Below are 22,473 nucleotides of genomic sequence, written 5' to 3'. Positions count from 1 at the left end.
GGAGGACTACCATGGGAGAAAATCAGGTACAGCAGGGACTTTACAGCCAGAGCTTTGAACATGATAACTGCGGCATCGGAGCTGTGGTTAATATCAAAGGCAGAAAAGACCACCAGATTGTTGCAGATGCATTAAAAATTGTAGAACAGCTGGAACACCGTGCCGGAAAAGACGCGGAGGGAAAAACCGGAGACGGCGTCGGAATTCTGACTCAGATTTCCCATCGCTTTTTTTCCAGAGTATGTCAGGAAATCGGCATCGAGCTCGGCGGCGAAAGAGAATACGGAATCGGCATGTTCTTTTTCCCGCAGAACGAGTTAAAGCGCAGCCAGGCGAAGAAGATGTTTGAGATTATTGTAGAAAAAGAAGGCATGAAGTTTTTAGGCTGGAGAGAAGTGCCGACTGCGCCGGAGGTGCTGGGACATAAGGCAAGAGAATGTATGCCCGTCATTTGCCAGGGCTTTGTCAAAAAGCCGGAAAATATTGCAGCAGGGCTGGACTTTGACAGAAAGCTCTATGTGGTACGTCGCGTATTTGAGCAGAGTAACGATAATACCTATGTGCCGTCCTTATCGAGCCGGACCATCGTGTATAAGGGTATGTTTCTGGTGGGACAGCTGAGAACCTTCTTTAAGGACCTGCAGGATGCAGAATATGATTCCGCGATTGCAATTGTCCATTCCAGATTTTCGACCAATACGAATCCCAGCTGGGAGCGTGCACATCCGAACCGGTTTATTGTGCATAACGGTGAGATCAACACGATCAAGGGCAATGCGGATAAGATGCTGGCGCGGGAGGAAACAATGTGTGCACCGCGGTTCTCGGCAGATGATTTAACGAAGGTGCTTCCTGTAGTCAATACAAATGGATCGGACTCCGCAATGCTGGACAATACACTGGAATTTCTGGTAATGAGCGGAATGGAGCTGCCGCTTGCGGTCATGATTACAATCCCGGAGCCCTGGACCCACAATGATACGATTTCCCAGGAGGGACGCGATTTTTATCAGTACTATGCGACGATGATGGAGCCCTGGGATGGTCCTGCTTCCATCCTGTTTTCGGACGGTGACCTGATGGGCGCTGTTCTGGACAGAAACGGTTTGCGTCCCTCCAGATATTATATTACAGACGATGACAGACTGATCCTTTCTTCTGAAGTCGGTGTCCTGGAAATTCCCGCAGAGCATATTTTGAAAAAAGAGCGACTGCATCCCGGTAAAATGCTGCTGGTGGATACCGTAAAGGGCGAAGTCTTAACAGACGAAGAAATCAAGGAGACCTACGCGAAGCGGGAGCCTTACGGCGAATGGCTGGATTCCAATCTGGTTACACTGCATGAGTTAAAAATCCCGAATGAAAGGATTCCTTCTTATAACAAAGAAGAACGGGCGCGTCTGCAGAAAGCGTTTGGTTACACCTACGAGGAATACCGGGAGGGTATCTGCTCGATGGCGTTAAACGGAACCGAACGGATCGGCGCGATGGGTGTGGATACACCGCTGGCTGTCCTTTCCAAAGAATATCAGCCGTTGTTTTATTATTTCAAGCAGCTGTTCGCGCAGGTAACGAACCCTCCGATCGATGCGGTCCGGGAAAAAATCGTCACTTCCACAACCGTATATGCCGGCAAGAACGGAAATCTTCTGGAAGAGAAGCCGGAAAACTGTCAGGTACTGAAGATCAACAATCCGATCCTGACAGACCTCGATCTGTTGAAGATCCGCACGATGAAAAAGCCCGGCTTTAAGGTTGTCTGTGTGCCGATCATTTTCTATAAGAGCACACCGATGGATCGTGTGCTGGAGCATCTGTTCGTACAGGTGGATAAGGCGTACCGGGAGGGTGCGAATATCCTGATTCTTTCCGACCGCGGTGTGGATGAAAACCATGTTGCAATCCCGTCGCTGCTGGCAGTTTCCGCCGTACACAAGCATTTGGTCAAGACGAAAAAATGTACGGCACTGTCCATTATCCTGGAATCCGGCGAGCCGAGGGAGGTGCACGATTTTGCGGCGCTGTTAGGCTACGGTGCGTGCGCGGTCAACCCGTATCTGGCCCATTCCACCATCGCAGAGCTGGTAGAAGACGGTCTGCTGAACAAGGATTATTATGCGGCAGTAGAAGATTATGACCATGCGATTTTGCAGGGCATCGTAAAGATTGCGTCCAAGATGGGCATTTCCACGATTCAGTCCTATCAGGGCAGCCAGATTTTCGAGGCGATCGGCATTTCGCAGGAGGTCATCGATGCGTACTTTACCGGAACGGTCAGCAGGATCGGCGGTATTACCTTAAAAGATATCGCAGCCCAGACGGATGCGCAGCATTCCAAGGCGTTTGATCCACTGGGACTGGCAACAGACCTGACGTTGTCCTCCATGGGCAGACATAAGATGCGCAGCCAGGGCGAGGAACACCGTTACAATCCCCAGACGATCCATATGCTGCAGCAGGCGACAAGGGATGGCAGCTACGAAAAGTTCTGCGAATATACAAAGATGGTGGATAAAGAGGAAACCGGTTATCTGCGCAGCCTGATGGACTTCAACTTCCCGGAGACTGGTGTTCCGATTGAAGAAGTAGAGAGCGTAGAGTCCATCGTAAAGCGGTTTAAGACCGGTGCGATGTCTTACGGTTCGATTTCCGAGGAAGCGCATGAAGCGCTGGCGATCGCCATGAATAAACTACACGGCAAATCCAACAGCGGTGAAGGCGGCGAGAGCGATGAGCGTCTGGAATCCGCAGGAACCGATCATGACAGAAGCTCTGCAATCAAGCAGGTGGCAAGCGGACGTTTCGGCGTAACGAGCCGGTATCTGGTCAGTGCAAGAGAGATTCAGATCAAAATGGCTCAGGGGGCAAAACCCGGCGAGGGCGGACATCTTCCTGCCAAGAAGGTGTATCCCTGGATTGCAAAGACAAGACATTCCACACCCGGTGTGAGCCTGATTTCTCCTCCGCCTCATCATGATATTTATTCCATCGAGGATCTGGCACAGTTAATTTACGACTTGAAAAATGCAAATAAATATGCACGAATTTCCGTAAAATTGGTTTCGGAAGCCGGTGTCGGAACCGTTGCAGCCGGTGTTGCAAAAGCAGGTGCACAGGTAATCCTGATTTCCGGTTATGACGGCGGTACCGGTGCTGCGCCCATCAGCTCCATCCATAATGCAGGACTTCCGTGGGAGCTGGGACTGGCAGAAACCCATCAGACTCTATTGCAGAATGGTCTGAGAAACCGCGTTGTCATCGAGACAGACGGTAAGCTCATGAGCGGCAGGGATGTTGCGATGGCAGCGCTTCTGGGAGCAGAGGAATTCGGCTTTGCTACTGCTCCGCTGGTAACCCTTGGCTGTGTCATGATGCGTGTCTGCAATCTGGACACCTGTCCGATGGGTATCGCAACCCAGAATCCGGAGCTGCGCAAGCGCTTTATCGGAAAACCGGAATACGTCATTAACTTCATGACCTTTATCGCGCAGCAGCTGCGGGAGTACATGGCAAAGCTTGGCGTCAGAACTGTAGATGAGATGGTAGGGCGTACCGATCTGTTAAAGAAAAAGGATGGTCTGACCGGAAGAAAAGCGACGATCGATTTGAGCAGAATCCTGTACGAGGGCGCACAGGCGGAAAGAAAGGTCAGTGTTTTCGATCCTGCATGCGCATATGATTTCAAACTGGAAAAGACAAAGGATGAATCCGTTTTATTAAAGAAGAAAGAAGTAAAGGCAGCCATTGCGAACGGAACAGAAATATCCTGCAGCGTGAAGCTGACCAATACCGACCGTACCTTCGGCACACTTCTGGGCGCAGAAATCACAAGACAGCATCCGGAAGGACTGCCCGAGGATACCATCACGATTCACTGTGAAGGCGCAGGCGGACAGAGCTTCGGTGCATTTTTGCCAAAAGGTCTGACCTTATCGCTGTGCGGTGACAGCAACGACTATTTCGGCAAGGGACTTTCCGGCGGCAAGCTGGCAGTCTTTGCACAGGAAAAAGCGAAATTTAAACCGGAAGAAAATATCATTATCGGCAACGTTGCCCTTTACGGCGCAACAAGCGGAGAAGCCTATATCGCAGGTGTGGCAGGAGAACGGTTCTGCGTCCGCAATTCCGGTGCAACTGCTGTTGTAGAAGGCGTCGGAGAGCATGGCTGCGAGTATATGACTGGTGGTCATGTGGTTGTACTGGGACCTACCGGCAAAAACTTTGCGGCAGGTATGAGCGGCGGCATCGCTTATGTACTGGATGAAGAAAGCTGTCTGTATAAAAACCTGAACAAGGAAATGGTACTCATGGAGAAGGTGGAGACCAAGTTTGACCAGGAGGAGCTCCGTGCCATGATCGAGGCGCATGTGCACAATACCGGTTCCAAAAAGGGACAGGAGGTACTGGATCACTTTAAAGAGTATCTGCCGAAGTTCAAAAAGATTATTCCTGGAGATTACAAGCGGATGCTGCAGCTGTCCTCCCAGTTTGAGGAACAGGGCATGAGCCGCCAGGAAGCGCAGATTGAGGCATTCTATGCGAGTGTCGGCAGCAGAGCGTAACGGGAGGAAACAGTCATGGGGAAACCTACAGGTTTTTTGGAATATGAGCGTAAAGACGGACCGGTGACGGTTCCAAAGGAAAGAATCAAAAATTTTAAGGAATTTCACGGACAGCTGCCGGAAGAGGAGCAGCGTCTGCAGGGAGCGCGCTGCATGGAATGCGGCGTTCCCTTCTGCCAGGCGGGTACAATGATTGCCGGAATGGCTTCGGGATGCCCGCTGCATAATCTGGTGCCGGAGGTCAACGATCTGGTCTGGCACGGCAACTGGGAACAGGCTTATGTCCGTTTGTCAAAGACTCACTGCTTCCCGGAATTTACTTCCAGGGTCTGCCCCGCGCTGTGTGAGGCGGCCTGTACCTGCGGGCTGCACGCAAAACCGGTTTCCACGAAGGAAAATGAACGTGCGGTCATTGAATATGCTTACGCGAATGGTCTGGTAAAAGGCGAAGAACCAAAGGTACGCACCGGAAAGAAGGTCGCGGTCATCGGCAGCGGTCCGGCCGGATTGTCTGCAGCCTGGAACCTGAACAAACGCGGACACAGCGTAACGGTCTATGAACGTCATGACAGAGTCGGCGGTCTGCTGCGCTACGGCATTCCGAATATGAAGCTGGACAAGAGCATCATCGACAGAAGGATCGAAGTCATGAAGGCTGCCGGCATCAAGTTTATCTGCAATGCAGACGTTGGAAAAGATATTTCTGGCAAGGAGCTGGAAAAAGAATACGACCGCGTGATTCTTTGCGGCGGGGCCTCCCATCCAAGAGATATCCAGGTGCCCGGCAGGGATGCAAAAGGCATCTGGTTTGCAGTGGATTTTCTGGGAACTGTAACAAAGCAGCTCCTGGATACGAATTTTGAAAAAGTGCCCTATGAGCTGGCAAAAGGAAAAAATGTGCTGGTAATTGGCGGCGGAGATACCGGAAATGACTGTGTCGGAACTTCGATTCGGCTGGGTGCGGCAAGCGTGACACAGCTGGAGATGATGCCGAAAGCGCCGGAGTGTCGGGCAGCATCCAATCCCTGGCCGGAATGGCCGAAGGTCTTAAAGACCGATTACGGTCAGGAAGAAGCAATCGATGTATTCGGTCATGACCCGAGAATTTATCAGACAACAGTAACAGAATTTAAAAAGAAAAAAGACGGAACCGTATGCAGTGCGGTGCTGGTAAGCCTTGAGCCGAAGAAGGATGAAAAGACCGGACGGCTTTCGATGGTTCCCATCGAGGGCACACAGAAGGAAATTCCGGTGGATCTGGTGCTGATTGCAGCCGGATTTTTAGGCAGTGAGGGTTACGTTGCAGAGAGTTTTGGTGTAAAATTAAATGCGAGAACCAATGTGGAAACCGTAAACGGCTCTTACCGCACCGGAAAAGAGAAGATTTTCACTGCGGGAGATATGCACAGAGGTCAGTCACTGGTCGTATGGGCGATTGCCGAAGGCAGGGAAGCCGCAAAGGAAGTGGACAAGTCGTTGATGGGATACACCTACGAGTGACAGCACACCGGATCTCCAGCCCAAAAGCCGACCGTGCTTGCACGAAGAAGGCTATGAGGGCTGGAGACCCGCCGGAGCATTGGAAAATTCACAACAATTATTCAGGGAACAGGCGGACAGACTGTCCGCTAAAGAGGAGAGAGAAGCATGAAAACCAGAGAAGAAATTCTGCAAATGGTAGAGAATGAAGACGTTGAATTCATTCGTCTGCAGTTTACAGACATGTTCGGCACGCTCAAAAACGTTGCCGTGACCGCTACCCAGCTGCAGTATATGAAAGACAACCGCTATCTGATTGATGGTTCCTGCATGTACGGAGAATTGAGAAACGGGGAAGAGGATATGTATCTGTGCCCGGATTTGGATACCTTTGTAATCCTGCCATGGAGACCGCAGCAGGGAAAAGTTGCAAGACTTTTGTGTGATGTCTGCAGGGCAGATGGAACACCGCTTGCGGTCAGCCCGAGAGAAATCCTGAAAAAGACGATGGAAAAGGTCGAAAAGGAAGGATATACGTTTCAGATTGATCCGGAATGTGAATTTTTTCTGTTCCACGAGGATGAAAACGGCGTGCCGACAACCGTAACCCATGAAAAGGCCGGATATATGGATATCAGCCCGCTGGATCTGGGAGAAAATGCCCGCCGTGATATGGTGATGACGCTGGAGGATATGGGGTTTGAAATCGAATCCTCCCATCATGAAAAAGCGCCCGGACAGCATGAAATTGACTTCCGTTATGCGGGTGCGATGGAAACCGCGGACCGGATTGTGACGTTCAAGACGGCAGTGCGTTCCATTGCAAAGCGGTTCGGTCTTTATGCGACTTTTATGCCGAAGCCAAAGGCTGGTACGGCAGGTTCCGGCATGCATATCAATATTTCCCTGTTTCAGAATGGAAAAAATATCTTCAGCGATCCGGAAGCGGAGGATGGTTTAAGTCAGGAAGCAAAATGGTTCATGGGTGGTATTATGGCCCATGTCAAAGGCATGTGTGCCGTGACGAACCCTCTGGTCAACTCCTATAAGCGTCTGACCTCCGGCTGCGATGCACCCAGAGATATCATCTGGACAACCAAAAATCATAATACCCTGCTTCGGATTCCTTTTATGCGGGGAGAGGATACCAGGATCGAGCTGCGTTTTCCCGATCCGTCTGCAAATGCGTATTTGACGATTGCCCTCTGCATGGCCGCAGGGCTGGATGGAATCTCAAAGCATCTGGATCCCGGAGCGGAATCTGCACGACTGTTTGCAAGCAGAACGGAGGCAGAAAAGGCTGCAGCCGGTATCGATCATCTGCCGGATACGCTGCGTGAAGCAGTTGCGTTCATGGAAGAGGATTCTTTTGTAAAAATGGTTCTCGGACAGGAGTTCGTGGATCTTTATGTAGAAGCAAAAAAAGCTGAGTGGAATGAGTACATGTCCCAGGTATCCGAATGGGAAGTAGATAAATATCTGTATCGCACTTAAAGGAGTGACAGGATGAGCAGCATCATAATTGTTTTGCCGAAGCTCGAGGACGCAAAACATATCAAAGACATCCTCGCCCGGCGGGGACTGACGGCTGCTGCACTCTGCACAACAGCTTCCATGGCGCTTTCACAGGTACACCAGCTAGACAGCGGTGTCGTGATCTGCAGTTATCGGATCAGGGACATGCACTATACACAGCTGGCGGAATATCTGCCCGATTATTTTGATATGCTGTTGCTTGCTTCTACGTCGGAACTGGAAAGTGCACCGCACGATATGGTGACATTGACATATCCGATTCGTCCAAACGATCTTGCCAGTACTGTGGAGATGATGCTGGCACAGCTGGACAGACGGTTAAAGAAGCGCAAAAGCCAGCCGAAAAAGAGAACGGAACAGGAACAGAACTATATTAACAATGCAAAATGGTTGCTGATGGAAAGAAATCATATGACAGAGCAGGAGGCGTTCCGCTATATTCAGAAAAGCAGCATGGATTCCGGCACGAACATGGTTGAAACCGCGCAGATGATTCTGCTGCTGATTTATGACGGATGAGGAAAAAGAACATGTTTACAATCAATGAAAATTACTTAAAACTGCAGGGAAGCTATCTTTTTTCCACAGTAACAAAAAAGGTGGCTGCCTACAAAAGCATGCATCCGAACAAAACAGTCATCAGTCTCGGGATCGGAGATGTGACGCTGCCGCTTGCACCTGCGATTATCGAGGCGCTGCAGAAAGCGGTTGCCGAGATGGGCACAAAGGAAGGCTTTCATGGCTATGCACCGGAGCGGGGCTATGATTTTTTGTTAAACGCGATTGCAAAAGAGGATTTTGCAGCACGGGGCTGCGAGATTTCTCCGGATGAGATTTTTGTATCGGACGGTGCAAAGTGTGATGTCGGAAATATTCAGGAGATTTTTGGGACCGATAATCTTGTTGCGGTCTGCGATCCGGTTTATCCGGTCTATGTGGATACGAATGTCATGGCAGGCAGAACCGGTGTATATGACAAAGCGCTGGGCACATATGAGGGACTGGTATACATGCCCTGTACCCAGGAAAACGGCTTTGCACCGAAGCTTCCTGATAAGACACCGGATCTGATCTACCTGTGCTTTCCAAATAATCCGACTGGTGCGGCAATTACAAAGGAAGCACTGCAGAAATGGGTCGATTATGCAAATGAAATTCATGCGGTCCTTCTTTTTGATGCGGCATATGAAGCCTATATCACGGAAGAGAATATCCCGCACAGCATCTATGAGTGTGAGGGAGCAAAGACCTGTGCCATCGAGATGCGCAGCTTTTCCAAAAACGCGGGCTTTACCGGACTGCGTCTCGGTTACACGGTTGTTCCCAAGGAACTTGTCAGCAATGGTGTATCCTTAAATGACTTATGGCTTCGACGTCACGGCACGAAATACAACGGCGCGCCTTATATCGTCCAGCGCGCAGGTGAGGCGGTTTATTCGGAGGCAGGAAAGGCGCAGATCAAGGAGCAGATTGCCTACTACATGGAAAATGCCCGCCAGATACGCGAGGGCTTAATTGCAGCGGGTTATCAGGCCTTTGGCGGCGTCAATTCTCCCTATGTCTGGTTAAAAACCCCGGACAACCTGACCTCCTGGGAGTTCTTTGATAAGCTCTTAAACGAAGCACAGGTAGTCGGCACGCCCGGCTCAGGATTCGGTGCAAGCGGCGAAGGGTATTTCCGCCTGACTGGCTTCGGAACACATGAAAATACAAAAGAAGCGATCAAACGGATTCAGGCTTTGAAGACGAAATAAGGATTCAGCTTTTGATCCGGAGAAAAAAAATAAAAACAACAGAATGTACGATCTGCGGACACTCTGTTGTTGAAAATTGAGAGGTTGTCGCACCTGCGGCAGCCTCTTTTTTATCGTATAGGAAACTTCGTTTCTATACGATAAAAAACGCTCCGCGAGGATGCGCACTCGGCGCAAGGGTAGATGGTTGCCGAAGCAACCGCGCCTCGGCGCGAGAATGTGCCAGGGCACATTCTTTTTCATCGTATAGAAACGCATTTATTTCGCAGTTGTCTCGTCTTGCCGGCTTGCCCTGCGAAATGCGCTGGGGGACATTCCTGACAGCTTTTTAAAGGTCTGGGAAAAATAGCTGGAAGAGGAAAAACCGCAGGAGCGGCTGATGACGGAGAGGGAAAAGTCTGTTGTGGAAAGCAGGGTTTTCGCTTTTTCGATGCGGGCGCGCATCAGATAGTTGATCGGAGAAATGCCGTACACGTTGGAAAACGCATGCACCAGATAATATTTGTTGACGTGTGAAAACTGCGCCAGCTGCTCCAACGAAATATCCTCACTGCAGTTTGCGTCGATATAGCGCCGGACAGATTCACACAGGTGAGAGGATCTTTTATTGGTTGGCGTCAGGATGGTCTTAAAGTTTGTCTGTCTGCCAAACAGCACGATCAGGATTTCCATCAGATCCTGACAGACTGCCTCATAGCCGGGCGCACGGGTTTCAATTTCCCGGAGCATCATTTTCAGGTAAAAGTTCATCGTTTCTTTGATCTCCCGAAAGCTGACGATACAGAAATTTTCCCCTTCATTTGCGACGGACAGCTCCAGGTTTTCAATCCCCAGGACGATATATTTAAGCGGATTTGCATGAAATCCAAGCTCTGTATGGGAAACGTTTGGATTGATAATGACGAGATCATTTGCGGATACTGGGAAAATCCGATCCTCCACCTGAAACTGACCGACGCCGTCTAAAACATAGAACAGCTCAGAACAGTAATGTGTGTGGGGCGTGGAGATCCAGTCTCCGCCGTAGGTAGAGGAAGAGACATAAAGAAGCTTCGCTTTATCTTTCATGAAATAATCTTTTGGAATACTCAGATCATGCCGGCTATTACCCATCGAAAAATATCCTCCTATCAGAACAAATAAAACTGTCAGAACAAACAATAGAATGCACGCTCTGCGAGCATTCTATTGTCATGAATAAAAAAGGAAATCCTGATTTCATTATACTATAGAATGTATGGAAACCGGTACAATATATTGCCCTAAAATATCAAAATATTGCGCAGCAATAAAAGAAAATATATGAAAAAATGATGTGCAACCTGTATGCTGAAAAAGCGTATTATAGAAAAAATATAAAAAATATGACGAATGAAAAAGCTGAAAAATGCATTTTTTAATAAAAAACAGCAATATAATAATAAATTATAACAACATAGAAATTGAATCGCTGCCCAGGGACAGATATAATAAATACATCAACAAGTGATGGAACGTTTACAAGGAGGAACGGGTATGAAAAAGAAATTAGTAGGCGTGTTATTGACCGCAGCAATGGCTGTATCGGCACTGGCAGGCTGCGGCAGCAAGCAGGCAGCGGCACCTGCAGAAAGCAAGGCTGCAGAAGAAAAGACAGAAACTGTGCAGGAAGCGACAGAAGAAGCTGAGGCTGCAGAAGGGGAAGAAGTCCTGACTGTATGGTGCTGGGATCCTAACTTTAATGTATATGCAATGAAGCAGGCAGAAGCACTTTATCAGAAGGAGCATCCGAATTTCAAGCTGGATATTCAGGAAAAGGTATATACCGATATTGAACAGAGTCTGATCACTGCAGCAGAAGCTGGAAACTTCGATACTCTGCCGGATATCTTCCTGATGCAGGATTATTCCTTCCATAAAGATGTTGCAAACTATCCGGAGATCTTTACAGAGCTGACAGATTCCGGCATCGATTTTTCTCAGTTCTCCGGCGGTAAGCTTGCAGATTCTACCGTAGATGGCAAGCATTACGGAATTCCCTTTGATAACGGTGCAACGATCATGGCGATCCGCTCTGATATGGTAGAAAAAGCAGGACTGACGGTAGAAGATTTCAAGGATACTACCTGGTCTGAATTTATGGAACTTGCAAAGAAGGTAGTAGATGCCAATGGCGTACCGATGCTGACAAGCTCCGGCGGTTCGGAAATCGTAATTGAAATGCTGCAGTCCGCAGGCGCGTCTCCCATGCAGGACGGTGAAGTGAAGCTGGTAGATAATGCAGCACTGAAGAAAGCGATCGAAGTATACAAACAGCTGATTGAGGAAGGCATCATGGTAGATTACACAGACTGGGATCAGTACATCGCTTCCATGAACAAAGGCGAGGCTGCCGGTGTGATCCAGGGCTGCTGGATCATGTCCTCTATTCAGGCAGCAGAAGACCAGAGCGGCGAATGGGCGATCGTGAACATGCCTGCACTGGACGAAATTGACGGCGCAACCAATTATGCAAACTGCGGCGGCGCAAGCTGGGCAGTATCCTCTAACTGCAAAAACACAGAGCTTGCATTTGACTTCTTAAATGCAACCTTTGGCAGCAGTGTAGACCTGTATGACGAGCTGCTTCCGAATGCAGGCGTGATCGCAAGCTACCTGCCTGCAGCAGCTTCTGATGCATATGGCGAAGCTTCTGAATTCTACGGCGGACAGGCTGTTTATAAGGATATCGTGGAATTTGCAGGAAAGGTTCCCGGAATCGATTACGGCGCATATTATTCTGATATCAGAAGCGCGTTGACGGATGCTATCACCAATGTCGTACAGAATGGTGCGGATGTTGAGGCAGAAATCCAGAATGCACAGGATACGGTAGAATTTAACATCAGCGAATAAACATATGAACCAGTACCGGGAATGCAGCGTATTGCGTTCCCGGTATTTTTATCCAGGAAGTATACAGGAGAGAGCAGTATGCAGAAAAAAGCGAAGATGAGTCTGGAAAAAAGACATAATCTGACCGGTTGGGCTTTTCTGATCCCGGCGGCACTTCTGATCTTTATTTTTTGCTTTTACCCGATGGTGCAGGCACTGATCCTTTCTTTTTCCAAAAAAGGAACGGGTGGGAGCACCTTTGTCGGATTGGCAAATTACCAGAGAATTTTAAAGGATAAGACATTCCAGCAGTGTCTGTTCAATACCGTTTTTTATTTTATCATTCAGGTTCCGGTGATGCTTGTGCTGGCGCTGGGACTTGCACAGCTGTTAAATAATCCCAAGATCAAAGGAAAAGGTATTTTCCGTACGCTGATCTTTTTGCCCTGTGCAACATCACTGGTATCCTATTCGATGATCTTTAAATCTTTGTTTGCTCAGGATGGACTGGTCAACAATGTGATCACTGCCATCGGATTTTCCAGAATAGACTGGTTTCAGAATGCCTGGGCAGCCCGATGGGTGATCATCCTTGCACTGATCTGGAGATGGACAGGCTACAACATGGTCTTTTATCTGGCCGGACTGCAGAATATTGACTATTCCGTATATGAAGCGAGCTATATTGACGGAGCGACACCGTTTCAGCAGTTTTTGAAGATTACGGTTCCGCTGCTGAAGCCTACAATTTTGTTGACTGCGATCATGTCCACATCAGGAACCCTGCAGCTGTTTGATGAATCGGTCAACCTGACAGCAGGAGGCCCTGGAAAATCGACGATGACGCTGGCACATTATATTTACAATATTTCCTTTGTAGAAACGCCGAAATTTAACTATGCGGCGGCATTGTCTGTGTTTATCCTCGTCAGCGTAGCAATTTTGTCAGCCATTCAGATGAAAGTAGGTGACAAGCGTGACTAAAGTAAAAACAGCTTTTTCTTATGTGATTTTAATTCTTGCCAGTTTTTTGTCGGCATTTCCGCTTTACTATATGATCTGCGGGGCGACCAATACCAGTATCGACATTGTGCGCGGAAGATTACTGCCGGGAACCCATCTTCTGGAAAATTTCCAGACACTGATCGCGACGCAGAATCTCGGACGTGCGATGTTTAATTCCTTCCGAAATGCCATTGTCATCACGGTAGTTGCGCTGCTGGTCTGCTCGATCGCAGGCTATGGCTTCGAAATCTACCATGATAAAGGAAAAGATATTTTGATGAGCATCCTGCTGCTGGCAATGATGCTGCCCTTTGTTGCAATCATGATTCCGCTGTTTAAAATGTTTTCTGCATGGAAGCTGGTCAATACCTGGATTGCGCTGGCACTGCCGTCGATTTCGACGCCGTTTTTGATCATGATGTTCCGACAGGCTGCACGCTCTTTTCCACATGATATCATCGAGGCCTCCAGACTGGAAGGACTCAGTGAGATCAAGATCTTTTTCACGATGTTTCTTCCGATCATGAAGTCTACTTACGGAGCAGCAATGACGGTAACATTCATGAATGCGTGGAATAACTATCTGTGGCCGACGATTATTTTACAGGATAAAAATCAGATTACGATGCCGATGCTGGTTGCCAATTTAAAGAGCGGATACAGCGTGGATTATGGAATGCTGATGCTTGGAGTCCTGATCTGTACCCTTCCGACCGCGGTCATCTTTTTATGTCTGCAGAAGAGCTTTGCAAATGGAATTGCAGGAGCAGTGAAATGAGAAGAGCATACGCGTTATCAGAAGAGGAATTTTGCCGGGCAGAGGCAGAGCTTGAGCTCGCGGTATCACTGGGGCTGATTGGGCAGGCGGGCTTTGATGCGCTGGAACAGCGGCGCCTGCAGAAAAACGAAGAAAACCGCAGAAAAAAAGCTGCCGGAGAAGTTTTTTACGGACCCTGCAGCTTTACCAGACCGATGTATCTGCAATATGAGCTGACCAGATTCCGACTGGAATTTGCTCTTCCTTCCGGGACAGTACGGGATTCTGGATATTGCCCTGAGATAACAGAAGCACAGAAAAGGACATTTTATCAGGAAAATCAGGATCTGCTGACGCGCGCGCAGGGAGATCTGTTTTCCTATGAAGAAATCGAAGCAGTGATCGAAAAAAGACTGAGGGAGGCGGCTTATGACAGACTTGTGCAGGACATATTATGTCAGTCAGAAACACGGGAATGACCAAAACAGCGGAAGAAGCAGTGCAGAGCCATATGCCAGTCTTTTTGCGATCAACCGTCTGAAGCTGCAGCCAGGCGACCGGATTTTGCTGGAAAACAATTCCGTATTTGCCGGACAGTTTTTACAGATTACGGACAGCGGGACGAAGGATTTACCGATTGTGATCGGTGCATATGAGGATCGGACGCAAGCAGAGCAGCATCCGCCGGTTATCGCAGCAAACGGGCAGGGAATCTGGTATCAGGATTATGGATGTGAGCTGGATTCCCCGACACATACCAGGAGCGGATATGTATCGTCTGCGGTATTGTTGTATGATGCAGAATATGTGACGCTGCAGGATCTCGAGCTGACAAACAGCGGTCAGGATATTATCGGGGAACGATACAGTGCACCGGATAAAATGAACCGAACCGGAGTTGCCGTCGCTGCGAGGAATAAAGGTGTCAGAAGCGGGATTACGCTGCGCAATCTTGTCATCCACGACGTCAATGGAAATGTGTACGACAAGCATATGAACAACGGCGGTATCTATATGACGGCGCTGAAGCCGATCGCAAGGAACACAGAAGCTGCGCGTTTCCGGGATGTGACAGTAGAAGGCTGTTATGTAGACCGGGTGAGCCGCTGGGGAATTGCAGTCGGCTATACTTATGCGCATGCCGCTTTTGCCGGAGCAGAGCTTTCGGAAGAAGCGTTTTTAAAGTATGGACACGAAAATATTACGATTCGGGATAATTATGTGAAGCGGTCAGGAGGCGATGCGATTACTGTAATGTATGCGTTAAGACCTGTGGTGGAGCATAACTGTTCGGACAGCGCGGCGCAGGAGATCAACGACCGGATTTACCAGGAGCCCCAGAAGCGGGGCGGAAAAGTGGCAGCTGCGATCTGGCCATGGAAATGTAAGGACGCGCTGTTTCGGTTTAATGAGGCAGCAGATACGAGGCTGAATCAGGATGGAATGGCATACGATGCGGATTCCGGAGACGGGACGGTGTATGAATATAATTTCAGCAGGCAGAATGAGGGCGGCTGCGTGATGTTCTGTCTGGAGGAAGCAATTCACAGCCGGTTTTGCAACAATGTGAGCTTCGATGACCTTTCCGGGACGATCAGTCCGGCGCAGAATCCGGATGCCCTGCTTTTTCACAACAGGTATTATGTCCGGAAAGGAATACCGTTTGTCCGAAAAAATATGGACGGCGGAACGTATACGCAGAAAGCGGATGAAATTATTTTGCTGGAGGAGGAAGAACGATGAGGGAGCGGACAGGGAGAGTGACGATTCCGACAAATCTGGACATCGTGCCGGAAACGATAGAATTGATGAAACGATGGGGCGCAGATGCGATCCGGGATTGTGATGGAACAGAATTTCCCAAGGAGCTGGTTGAAACCGGTGCAAAGATTTATGCGACCTATTATACGACCAGAAAAGACAATGAATGGGCGAAGAAAAATCCGGATGAGGTGCAGCAATGCTATATCATGTCGGCTTTTTATACGGCGGTTGATAAAACGCTGAAAATTCCGTTGATGAAAGGCATTTCCAAAGAGTTGATGGAGGTCAATACCCGGGATGATATTCGGCGCTGGTGGGAGGTAATCGACCGCTCGACCGGGGCTGTCGTGGATTGCACGCAGTGGGAATACGAGAAAGAAAGCGGAAATGTGATCATTCATGACGCAGAGCTGTTTCATGAATATACCGTCAGCTTTTTAGCCTATATCATCTGGGACCCGGTGCATATGTACAACGCCGTGACGAATGAGTGGAAGGATTTTGAACATCAGATCACCTTTGATGTCCGGCAGCCCAAAACCCACAAATATTCGATGGAGCGGCTGAAAAAATACTGTGAAGAGCATCCGTATGTGAATGTCATCCGCTATACGACGTTTTTCCACCAGTTTACGCTGTTGTTTGACGAATTAAAACGAGAAAAATATGTGGATTGGTACGGGTATTCCGCGTCTGTCAGCCCGTATATTTTAGAGCAGTTTGAAAAAGAGGTTGGCTATCGGTTCCGCCCGGAATTTATTATCGATCAGGGCTATTACAACAACCAGTATCGCGTGCCTTCGAAGGAATTTCTGGATTTTCAGGCATTTCAGCGTCGGGAAGTCGCAAAGCTTGCAAAGGAAATGGTGGATATCACCCACGAATACGGCAAGGAAGCGATGATGTTTTTAGGCGACCACTGGATCGGAACAGAGCCCTTTATGAAGGAATTTGCAACGATCGGTCTGGATGCGGTAGTAGGAAGCGTCGGAAACGGAAGCACGCTGCGCCTGATTTCTGATATTGAGGGCGTAAAGTATACAGAGGGAAGATTTTTACCGTATTTCTTTCCGGATACCTTCCATGAGGGCGGCGACCCGGTAAAGGAAGCAAAGGAAAACTGGATCACGGCGCGTCGTGCGATCTTGAGAAAGCCCATCGACCGGATCGGGTATGGCGGTTATTTAAAGCTCACGCTGGATTTCCCGGAGTTTCTGGATTATGTGGAAAGCGTCTGCAACGAGTTTCGGGAGCTGTATGAGAATATTCGCCAGACGACGCCGTACTGCGTCAAAAAGGTTGCAGTGTTAAACAGCTGGGGAAAAATCAGGAGCTGGGGCTGTCATATGGTGCATCATGCACTGTATCAGAAGCAAAATTACAGCTATGCAGGTATTATTGAAGCACTCAGCGGTGCACCCTTTGAGGTATGGTTCCTTTCGTTTGACGATATTTTAGCCGATCCGAGCCTGTTAAAGGAAATCGATGTCATCATCAATGTAGGTGACGGGGATACAGCGCATACCGGCGGAGCAGCGTGGGAAAATCCTGCGGTAGCGGCGGCAATCCGGAAGTTTGTATACGAGGGTGGAGGCTTTATCGGAGTCGGAGAACCCTCCGGACATGCATATCAGGGACATTATCTGCAGCTCGCTGACCTGATCGGTGTGGAAAAAGAAACCGGATTTACCTTAAACTATGATAAGTACAACTGGGAAGAGCATCCGGAACATTTTATCCTGCAGGATATCACAAAGCCGGTGGATTTTGGCGAAGGCAAGAAAAACATGTATGCCTATGCTGATACTGAGATTCTGGTGCAGCGCGACCGGGAGGTGCAGATGGCTGTCAATGAGTTTGGAAAAGGGCGCAGCGTTTACATCAGCGGTCTGCCCTACAGCTTCGAAAACAGCCGGATTTTGTACCGCAGTATTCTGTGGAGTGCCCACGGTGAGGACATTCTGCATTGCTGGTACAGTGAAAACTTCAACGTAGAAGTGCATGCATATGTGGAAAACGGAAAATACTGTGTGGTCAACAATACCTACGAACCGCAGGAAACGACTGTATACTGCGGCGACGGCAGCAGCTTTTTCCTGAAGCTGGAAGCTAATGAGATCAAGTGGTATAGCATCTGAGGCTGCATGTAAAAGGTAAAAATTGTATCCAGGCAGGAGACTGAGTTTGGCTTCTGTCGGGGCGGTGTAAAACAGAAAAAAAGGAAAAATGGAAACCGGCAGGGCTGATTGGGCACCTGTCGGTTTTTTATTTCCTGTTGTGTAAAAGATAAAAACGGTGCATAATCGTAAAGAGACGGGGTGGCGCAGATCTGGCGCAGACCCGTCGTCGGGAATCGTATTTTCGGCAGCGATTGGCGGAGTTTTGCGCAGCGCCGAAATCATATTTTTTGGCTGTACGGCAGCGGGAAATCAATTTTGGGACAGGAATTTTTGACATGACACAACAGGAAGCATATAAAATCCTTGGAATCACGGAGGAAGAAATCGAGGCGGCAGCTCTGGAAACGCCGGAAGATGCAGTATCATCCGGGGCGGCATCGCTGCACACAACAGCAGCGTCCACATCGTCCCGCACGGCATACAAAGCAATAGGAGAAAATCCCCAAAGCTTTGACAACGCGTTTCAAAATTTTAACCGACAGGCAGTTGAGCGCCTGATCAAGAAAAAATATCGGCAAAGGATACTAAGCGCACATCCGGACGTCCAGCCGGAGGAAGAGACGGAATACAGTGCGCAGCTGTTAAATTATGCGTATGCGTATTTGAAAAAGAACGGCTGGTATGATGGACATGTGTCTAAAAAGTCGTATCAGGTGAAATCCCGTGCGTCAAAAACACAGGTCTGGGATGCACCAGTCAACCTGCGGGCGTGGCGCGAACGGGAAATTTATTCCTATGCGGAGGACAGTGAAGGCGAGAAAATCGGGTATTTTAAAATCGCAGCAGGAAAATATATCTGGAAGACAGAAGAGGACTTTTCCCTGTTCCAGAAAAGCATTTTCGCCTGCGCATCGCAGATTTTGGAAGAAGTAGAGCGCAAAAAACAGATATATAAAAGTGAGCGGCTCCGCATACAGACGCTGGCGGCTCTGGTTTATTTATTGGCACAGCAGTTTCTGAACAGCACGGCGCTGTTAAAAGAGCTTGGACAGGAGCAGAAAGCGGACGCAGAAGGAAACCGGATTTTTCTGATTCCGGCGATGCTGGAGCTGACCGGAAACATCCAGGCAGCCGAGGGCGAAGTGATCTCCCCGAAGCGCCTGACTAAACACCGCCTTTATGTAAAAAACAGCCAGGGCGAAGAACTGGGCTACCTTTCGTTTCGGGACGATTGCATGTACTATGTTGTCATCCCGCTGATGGAACAACGCCGTGTAAAGGTTCGCATGAAAGCTGCTGAGGGCAAAAAGGCAGCCTGCCAGAAGCTGAATTTTTATGTAAAGCTCTTGGAAAAAGATACGGCAGGCATGCCGGAAAGCGTGAATCTGCAGATCGAACAGCTGCTAAACGACTATACGAGGTAGCGCGCAGCAAGAGAATGTCGCTTGCCCGAAACCGGAAAGCATAGTATGATGATATCAGGGATCCAAGTTCAGAAGCCGCCGTGCTTGCACGGGGCGGCTTCTGAATTTGGATCCCGCAAGACATGAGGAAGCAGCGATTTACGAAGTAAATCAGTGGATTCCGAATGTCATCGGATTGCGGAGCAATCCGGTGATATCATTCGCAGCGCAAAAGGCAAGTTCAGAAGCCGCCGTGCTTGCACGGGGCGGCTTCTGAATTTGGATCCCGCAAGACATGAGGAAGCAGCGATTTACGAAGTAAATCAGCGGATTCCGAATGTCATCGGATTGCGGAGCAATCCGGTGATATCAATCGCAGCACAAAAGGCAAGTTCAGAAGCCGCCGTGCTTGCACGGGGCGGCTTCTGAATTTCAAATAGAAAAGGAGTATACGCATGTCAGAAAAAAAACTCAACGGAACTGTCATTGTAACCTACCGCTGTAACGCGAGATGTTCGATGTGCAGCCGTTATAAAAAACCTTCCAGACCGGATGAGGAAATTTCAATCGAAACGATAAAAAAACTGCCGAAAATGTACTTTACCAACATCACCGGCGGGGAACCGTTTATCCGCACGGATTTAAAGGACATCGTCCGGGAATTATATAAAAAGAGCGACCGTATTGTAATTTCCACGAACGGATTTTTTACGGATCGGATCGTTGATCTGTGCAAGGAATTTCCAGATATCGGCATCCGCATTTCGATCGAAGGGTTAGAGCAGACGAATAACGAAATCCGCGGTCTGCAGGACGGTTTTAATAAAGGATATACGACCCTGAAAACCCTGCGGGAAATGGGCATGAAGGATGTCGGCTTCGGTATGACGGTGCAGGATAAAAACGCACCGGACCTCGTTCCCCTTTACGAGCTTTCTAATGAGATGGGCATGGAGTTTGCAACGGCGAGCCTGCACAACAGCTTTTATTTCGTGGAAGCCAAAAATATCATTCATGACCGCCCGATGGTGGCTGAAAATTTTGAAAAGCTGGTTAACGAGCTGTTAAAATCCAACAGCCCGAAAAAGTGGTTCCGCGCGTATTTCAACCACGGTCTGATCAATTATATTTACGGACAGAAGCGCCTGCTGCCGTGTGATATGAGCTTCGATACGTTTTTCATCGATCCCTATGGAGATGTCATGCCCTGCAACGGTACAAAGGACAAAGAAGTGATGGGCAATTTAAACACCCAAAGCTGGGATGAGCTGTGGAGTAGCCCGGAGGCGGAAGCCGTGCGCAAAAAGGTGCGCTGCTGTGACAGAAACTGCTGGATGATCGGTTCGGTTTCCCCGGCAATGCATAAATATATCTGGGTTCCGGCAGCATGGGTGATCTGGCACAAATTCAAAGCCCTTTTTATAAAAAAGCCTTACTCCATGTATGAAAATAAAATTGTCCGCGATTATCGGGACGGCAAGGTGACAAAGGAGCAGCTGGACCGCTGCAGCACCTGCGACCAAAATGCAAAGGTAAACGATGGCTTAAGCGCCGCATCCCGCGCACAGCTGGCGCATCAGACCGGAGAAGAAATCGTGGACGCAGATATTGCAAGACAGACTGTAGAGCAGAAAAAGCAACAATAGAATGCACGCTCTGCGAGTATTCTATTGTCATGAATAAAATGCACGTTCTGCAGGTAGATCGAAAGGGGAGGTTTGTATGCTGACCAAAAAGAAAGAGCTGTATAACCGCAGAAGGCAGAGAAGTGAGACTGACCGGATCCTGCAGAAGCAGCGCGCCTTTTTTGCAGAAGGGAAGACCTATGAGATCCGTTTCAGAAAGGCTGCCCTGAAACGGCTCGAGGCTTCGATCCTGGCGCACGAAAAAGAAGTCTGTCAGGCGTTGACAGAAGATCTTGGGAAATCGGAAACGGAAGGCTATATGTGCGAGGTCGGGCTGACGCTTGCGGAAATCCGCGGGCTGTACCGGAATGTCAAAGCCTATAGCAAAACAAAACGTGTCCCGGTCAGCATGGCGAATTTTCCGGCAAAAGGATATCTGGTGCAGGAGCCATACGGCGTCACGCTCGTGATGTCCCCGTGGAATTATCCGTTTATGCTGGCGATGGAGCCGCTCGCCGGAGCAATTGCGGCAGGAAACTGCTGCGTGGTAAAGCCGTCCGCCTATGCACCTGCAACTTCGGCTGTCATTGCAGCGATTGTAAAAGAATGCTTCCCGGAAGGCTATGTTGCGGTGATCGAGGGCGGCAGGCAGGAAAACCAGGAGCTGCTGGAACAGCGGTTTGACTATATTTTCTTTACGGGAAGTGTCTCTGTCGGAAAGCTTGTTATGGAAAAGGCAGCAAAGCATCTGACACCGGTTTCCCTGGAGCTTGGGGGAAAAAGCCCGTGCATCGTTGACCATACGGCAAAGCTGTCGCTGGCAGCAAAACGGATTGTATTTGGAAAATTTTTAAACTGTGGGCAGACGTGTGTTGCACCGGATTATGTGCTGGTGGAGCGCCGGGTGAAGGACGCATTTTTAAAATATCTGATCTACTGGACGAAAAAAATGTACGGCGAAAATGCGTTTGCAAATCCATCCTATGGACGAATCGTCAACCGGAAGCATTTTGACCGGATCAGCGGGCTGATAGAGGAGAACAAAGTCGTTTACGGCGGCAGGACAAAGGAAGAAACATTGCAGATCGAGCCGACAATTCTGTTTCCGGTTTCTGAAAAAGATGCCGTCATGCAGGAAGAGATTTTCGGACCTGTTTTACCGATCCTTGTCGTGGAAAATATGGACGAAGCGCAGCGCTTTGTGCAGAATCGGGAAAAACCGCTCGCCTGCTATATCTTCACTTCGAGCAGAAAGACGCGCAGAAAATTTGTCCGTTATACGTCCTTTGGCGGCGGCTGCGTCAATGACACCGTGATGCACCTGACAACGCCTAAGCTGCCCTTTGGAGGCGTCGGAAACAGCGGCATGGGCGCTTACCACGGCAAAAGGAGCTTCGAAACCTTCAGCCATCAAAAGAGCATTCTGGACAAATCTCAAATCGTGGACATTCCCGTGCGCTATCAGCCCTACCGGATGTGGAAAAAGGCGGTCATCCGGCTGATTGGGACGAAGTGAGGACATTCAAACCCGAATCAAACAATAGAATGCACGCTCTGCGAGCATTCTATTGTCATGAATATCATTTTTATAAACACACTACCGGATTTTTCCGAT

General features: G+C 48.9%; 16 protein-coding genes. 15 read left to right on the top strand and 1 reads right to left on the bottom strand.

All coding sequences use genetic code 11. The features are described 5' to 3' along the window. The first annotated feature begins 11 nt into the window (after nucleotides 1–11). The 5 genes from gltB to OCV62_RS07975 all read left to right on the top strand — a co-directional run bounded on the left by gltB (nucleotide 12) and on the right by OCV62_RS07975 (nucleotide 9,331). On the top strand, nucleotides 12–4,562 hold the full coding sequence (gltB, locus tag OCV62_RS07995; protein WP_262585874.1) for a glutamate synthase large subunit: 4,551 nt from the start codon (nucleotides 12–14) through the stop codon (nucleotides 4,560–4,562). A 15-nt stretch (nucleotides 4,563–4,577) separates the two neighbouring features. After that, nucleotides 4,578–6,062 carry a glutamate synthase subunit beta gene (locus tag OCV62_RS07990; protein WP_262585873.1) on the top strand — a complete coding sequence of 495 codons (1,485 nt, stop codon included), beginning with the start codon at nucleotides 4,578–4,580 and terminating at the stop codon, nucleotides 6,060–6,062. A 147-nt stretch (nucleotides 6,063–6,209) separates the two neighbouring features. Next, nucleotides 6,210–7,535 (top strand): type I glutamate--ammonia ligase, encoded by a 1,326-nt coding sequence (gene glnA / locus OCV62_RS07985; RefSeq protein ID WP_262585871.1) that lies wholly within the window; start codon nucleotides 6,210–6,212, stop codon nucleotides 7,533–7,535. 12 nt (nucleotides 7,536–7,547) lie between these two features. Beyond that, complete coding sequence (locus OCV62_RS07980; RefSeq protein ID WP_118495966.1) at nucleotides 7,548–8,096, top strand: ANTAR domain-containing response regulator; 549 nt, start codon at nucleotides 7,548–7,550, stop codon at nucleotides 8,094–8,096. Between the two features lie 11 nt (nucleotides 8,097–8,107). After that, complete coding sequence (locus OCV62_RS07975) at nucleotides 8,108–9,331, top strand: LL-diaminopimelate aminotransferase (RefSeq protein WP_262585868.1); 1,224 nt, start codon at nucleotides 8,108–8,110, stop codon at nucleotides 9,329–9,331. A gap of 258 nt (nucleotides 9,332–9,589) precedes the next feature. On the opposite strand, the gene OCV62_RS07970 is transcribed toward OCV62_RS07975, so the two are convergent. After that, the gene (locus OCV62_RS07970; RefSeq protein WP_262585866.1) at nucleotides 9,590–10,444 is read right to left on the bottom strand and encodes an AraC family transcriptional regulator; all 855 of its coding nucleotides are present in this window, start codon (nucleotides 10,442–10,444) and stop codon (nucleotides 9,590–9,592) included. Between the two features lie 402 nt (nucleotides 10,445–10,846). Here OCV62_RS07970 and OCV62_RS07965 point away from each other — a divergent pair, with 402 nt between their 5' ends. The 10 genes from OCV62_RS07965 to OCV62_RS07920 all read left to right on the top strand — a co-directional run bounded on the left by OCV62_RS07965 (nucleotide 10,847) and on the right by OCV62_RS07920 (nucleotide 22,374). Further along, a complete protein-coding gene (locus OCV62_RS07965; RefSeq protein WP_262585864.1) occupies nucleotides 10,847–12,205 on the top strand; it encodes an ABC transporter substrate-binding protein in 1,359 nt (452 codons plus the stop codon). Between the two features lie 78 nt (nucleotides 12,206–12,283). Further along, nucleotides 12,284–13,168, top strand: coding sequence for a carbohydrate ABC transporter permease (locus OCV62_RS07960; RefSeq protein ID WP_021915478.1), 885 nt, complete (start codon nucleotides 12,284–12,286; stop codon nucleotides 13,166–13,168). Continuing rightward, nucleotides 13,161–13,967 carry a carbohydrate ABC transporter permease gene (locus OCV62_RS07955; protein ID WP_262585861.1) on the top strand — a complete coding sequence of 269 codons (807 nt, stop codon included), beginning with the start codon at nucleotides 13,161–13,163 and terminating at the stop codon, nucleotides 13,965–13,967. The genes OCV62_RS07960 and OCV62_RS07955 overlap by 8 nt, the downstream gene beginning before the upstream one ends. Then, nucleotides 13,964–14,425, top strand: a complete 462-nt coding sequence (locus OCV62_RS07950; protein ID WP_262585859.1) for a hypothetical protein — start codon at nucleotides 13,964–13,966, stop codon at nucleotides 14,423–14,425. The genes OCV62_RS07955 and OCV62_RS07950 overlap by 4 nt, the downstream gene beginning before the upstream one ends. Then, nucleotides 14,376–15,689: a polyhydroxyalkanoate depolymerase gene (locus OCV62_RS07945; RefSeq protein ID WP_262585857.1), complete on the top strand. Its 1,314-nt coding sequence runs from the start codon at nucleotides 14,376–14,378 to the stop codon at nucleotides 15,687–15,689. The genes OCV62_RS07950 and OCV62_RS07945 overlap by 50 nt, the downstream gene beginning before the upstream one ends. Beyond that, nucleotides 15,686–17,848 (top strand): 1,3-beta-galactosyl-N-acetylhexosamine phosphorylase, encoded by a 2,163-nt coding sequence (gene gnpA / locus OCV62_RS07940; protein WP_262585856.1) that lies wholly within the window; start codon nucleotides 15,686–15,688, stop codon nucleotides 17,846–17,848. The genes OCV62_RS07945 and gnpA overlap by 4 nt, the downstream gene beginning before the upstream one ends. 317 nt (nucleotides 17,849–18,165) lie before the next feature. Then, nucleotides 18,166–19,254, top strand: a complete 1,089-nt coding sequence (locus OCV62_RS07935; RefSeq protein WP_262585854.1) for a hypothetical protein — start codon at nucleotides 18,166–18,168, stop codon at nucleotides 19,252–19,254. A 153-nt stretch (nucleotides 19,255–19,407) separates the two neighbouring features. Then, the gene (locus OCV62_RS07930) at nucleotides 19,408–19,662 is read left to right on the top strand and encodes a hypothetical protein (protein ID WP_262585853.1); all 255 of its coding nucleotides are present in this window, start codon (nucleotides 19,408–19,410) and stop codon (nucleotides 19,660–19,662) included. Nucleotides 19,663–19,688: 26 nt separating this feature from the next. Continuing rightward, a complete protein-coding gene (locus OCV62_RS07925) occupies nucleotides 19,689–20,879 on the top strand; it encodes a radical SAM protein (protein ID WP_262585852.1) in 1,191 nt (396 codons plus the stop codon). A gap of 76 nt (nucleotides 20,880–20,955) precedes the next feature. Then, nucleotides 20,956–22,374, top strand: coding sequence for an aldehyde dehydrogenase (locus tag OCV62_RS07920; RefSeq protein ID WP_262585851.1), 1,419 nt, complete (start codon nucleotides 20,956–20,958; stop codon nucleotides 22,372–22,374). Nucleotides 22,375–22,473: the final 99 nt, after the last annotated feature.

This window comes from Gallintestinimicrobium propionicum, from assembly GCF_025567525.1.
In the GTDB taxonomy this organism is placed as follows: domain Bacteria; phylum Bacillota; class Clostridia; order Lachnospirales; family Lachnospiraceae; genus Gallintestinimicrobium; species Gallintestinimicrobium propionicum.
The sequence above is the reverse complement of the archived record's forward strand: the minus strand, read 5'-3'. Positions and strand labels throughout refer to the sequence as shown.

What these genes read in the sequence shown, in the direction of transcription:
- OCV62_RS07935 (WP_262585854.1), top strand. Translation starts at nt 18,166, where the DNA reads ATGACACAACAGGAAGCATATAAAATCCTTGGAATCACGGAGGAAGAA.
- OCV62_RS07950 (WP_262585859.1), top strand. Translation starts at nt 13,964, where the DNA reads ATGAGAAGAGCATACGCGTTATCAGAAGAGGAATTTTGCCGGGCAGAG.
- OCV62_RS07975 (WP_262585868.1), top strand. Translation starts at nt 8,108, where the DNA reads ATGTTTACAATCAATGAAAATTACTTAAAACTGCAGGGAAGCTATCTT.
- OCV62_RS07990 (WP_262585873.1), top strand. Translation starts at nt 4,578, where the DNA reads ATGGGGAAACCTACAGGTTTTTTGGAATATGAGCGTAAAGACGGACCG.
- OCV62_RS07980 (WP_118495966.1), top strand. Translation starts at nt 7,548, where the DNA reads ATGAGCAGCATCATAATTGTTTTGCCGAAGCTCGAGGACGCAAAACAT.
- gltB (WP_262585874.1), top strand. Translation starts at nt 12, where the DNA reads ATGGGAGAAAATCAGGTACAGCAGGGACTTTACAGCCAGAGCTTTGAA.
- OCV62_RS07920 (WP_262585851.1), top strand. Translation starts at nt 20,956, where the DNA reads ATGCTGACCAAAAAGAAAGAGCTGTATAACCGCAGAAGGCAGAGAAGT.
- gnpA (WP_262585856.1), top strand. Translation starts at nt 15,686, where the DNA reads ATGAGGGAGCGGACAGGGAGAGTGACGATTCCGACAAATCTGGACATC.
- glnA (WP_262585871.1), top strand. Translation starts at nt 6,210, where the DNA reads ATGAAAACCAGAGAAGAAATTCTGCAAATGGTAGAGAATGAAGACGTT.
- OCV62_RS07965 (WP_262585864.1), top strand. Translation starts at nt 10,847, where the DNA reads ATGAAAAAGAAATTAGTAGGCGTGTTATTGACCGCAGCAATGGCTGTA.
- OCV62_RS07925 (WP_262585852.1), top strand. Translation starts at nt 19,689, where the DNA reads ATGTCAGAAAAAAAACTCAACGGAACTGTCATTGTAACCTACCGCTGT.
- OCV62_RS07960 (WP_021915478.1), top strand. Translation starts at nt 12,284, where the DNA reads ATGCAGAAAAAAGCGAAGATGAGTCTGGAAAAAAGACATAATCTGACC.
- OCV62_RS07945 (WP_262585857.1), top strand. Translation starts at nt 14,376, where the DNA reads ATGACAGACTTGTGCAGGACATATTATGTCAGTCAGAAACACGGGAAT.
- OCV62_RS07970 (WP_262585866.1), bottom strand. Translation starts at nt 10,444, where the DNA reads ATGGGTAATAGCCGGCATGATCTGAGTATTCCAAAAGATTATTTCATG.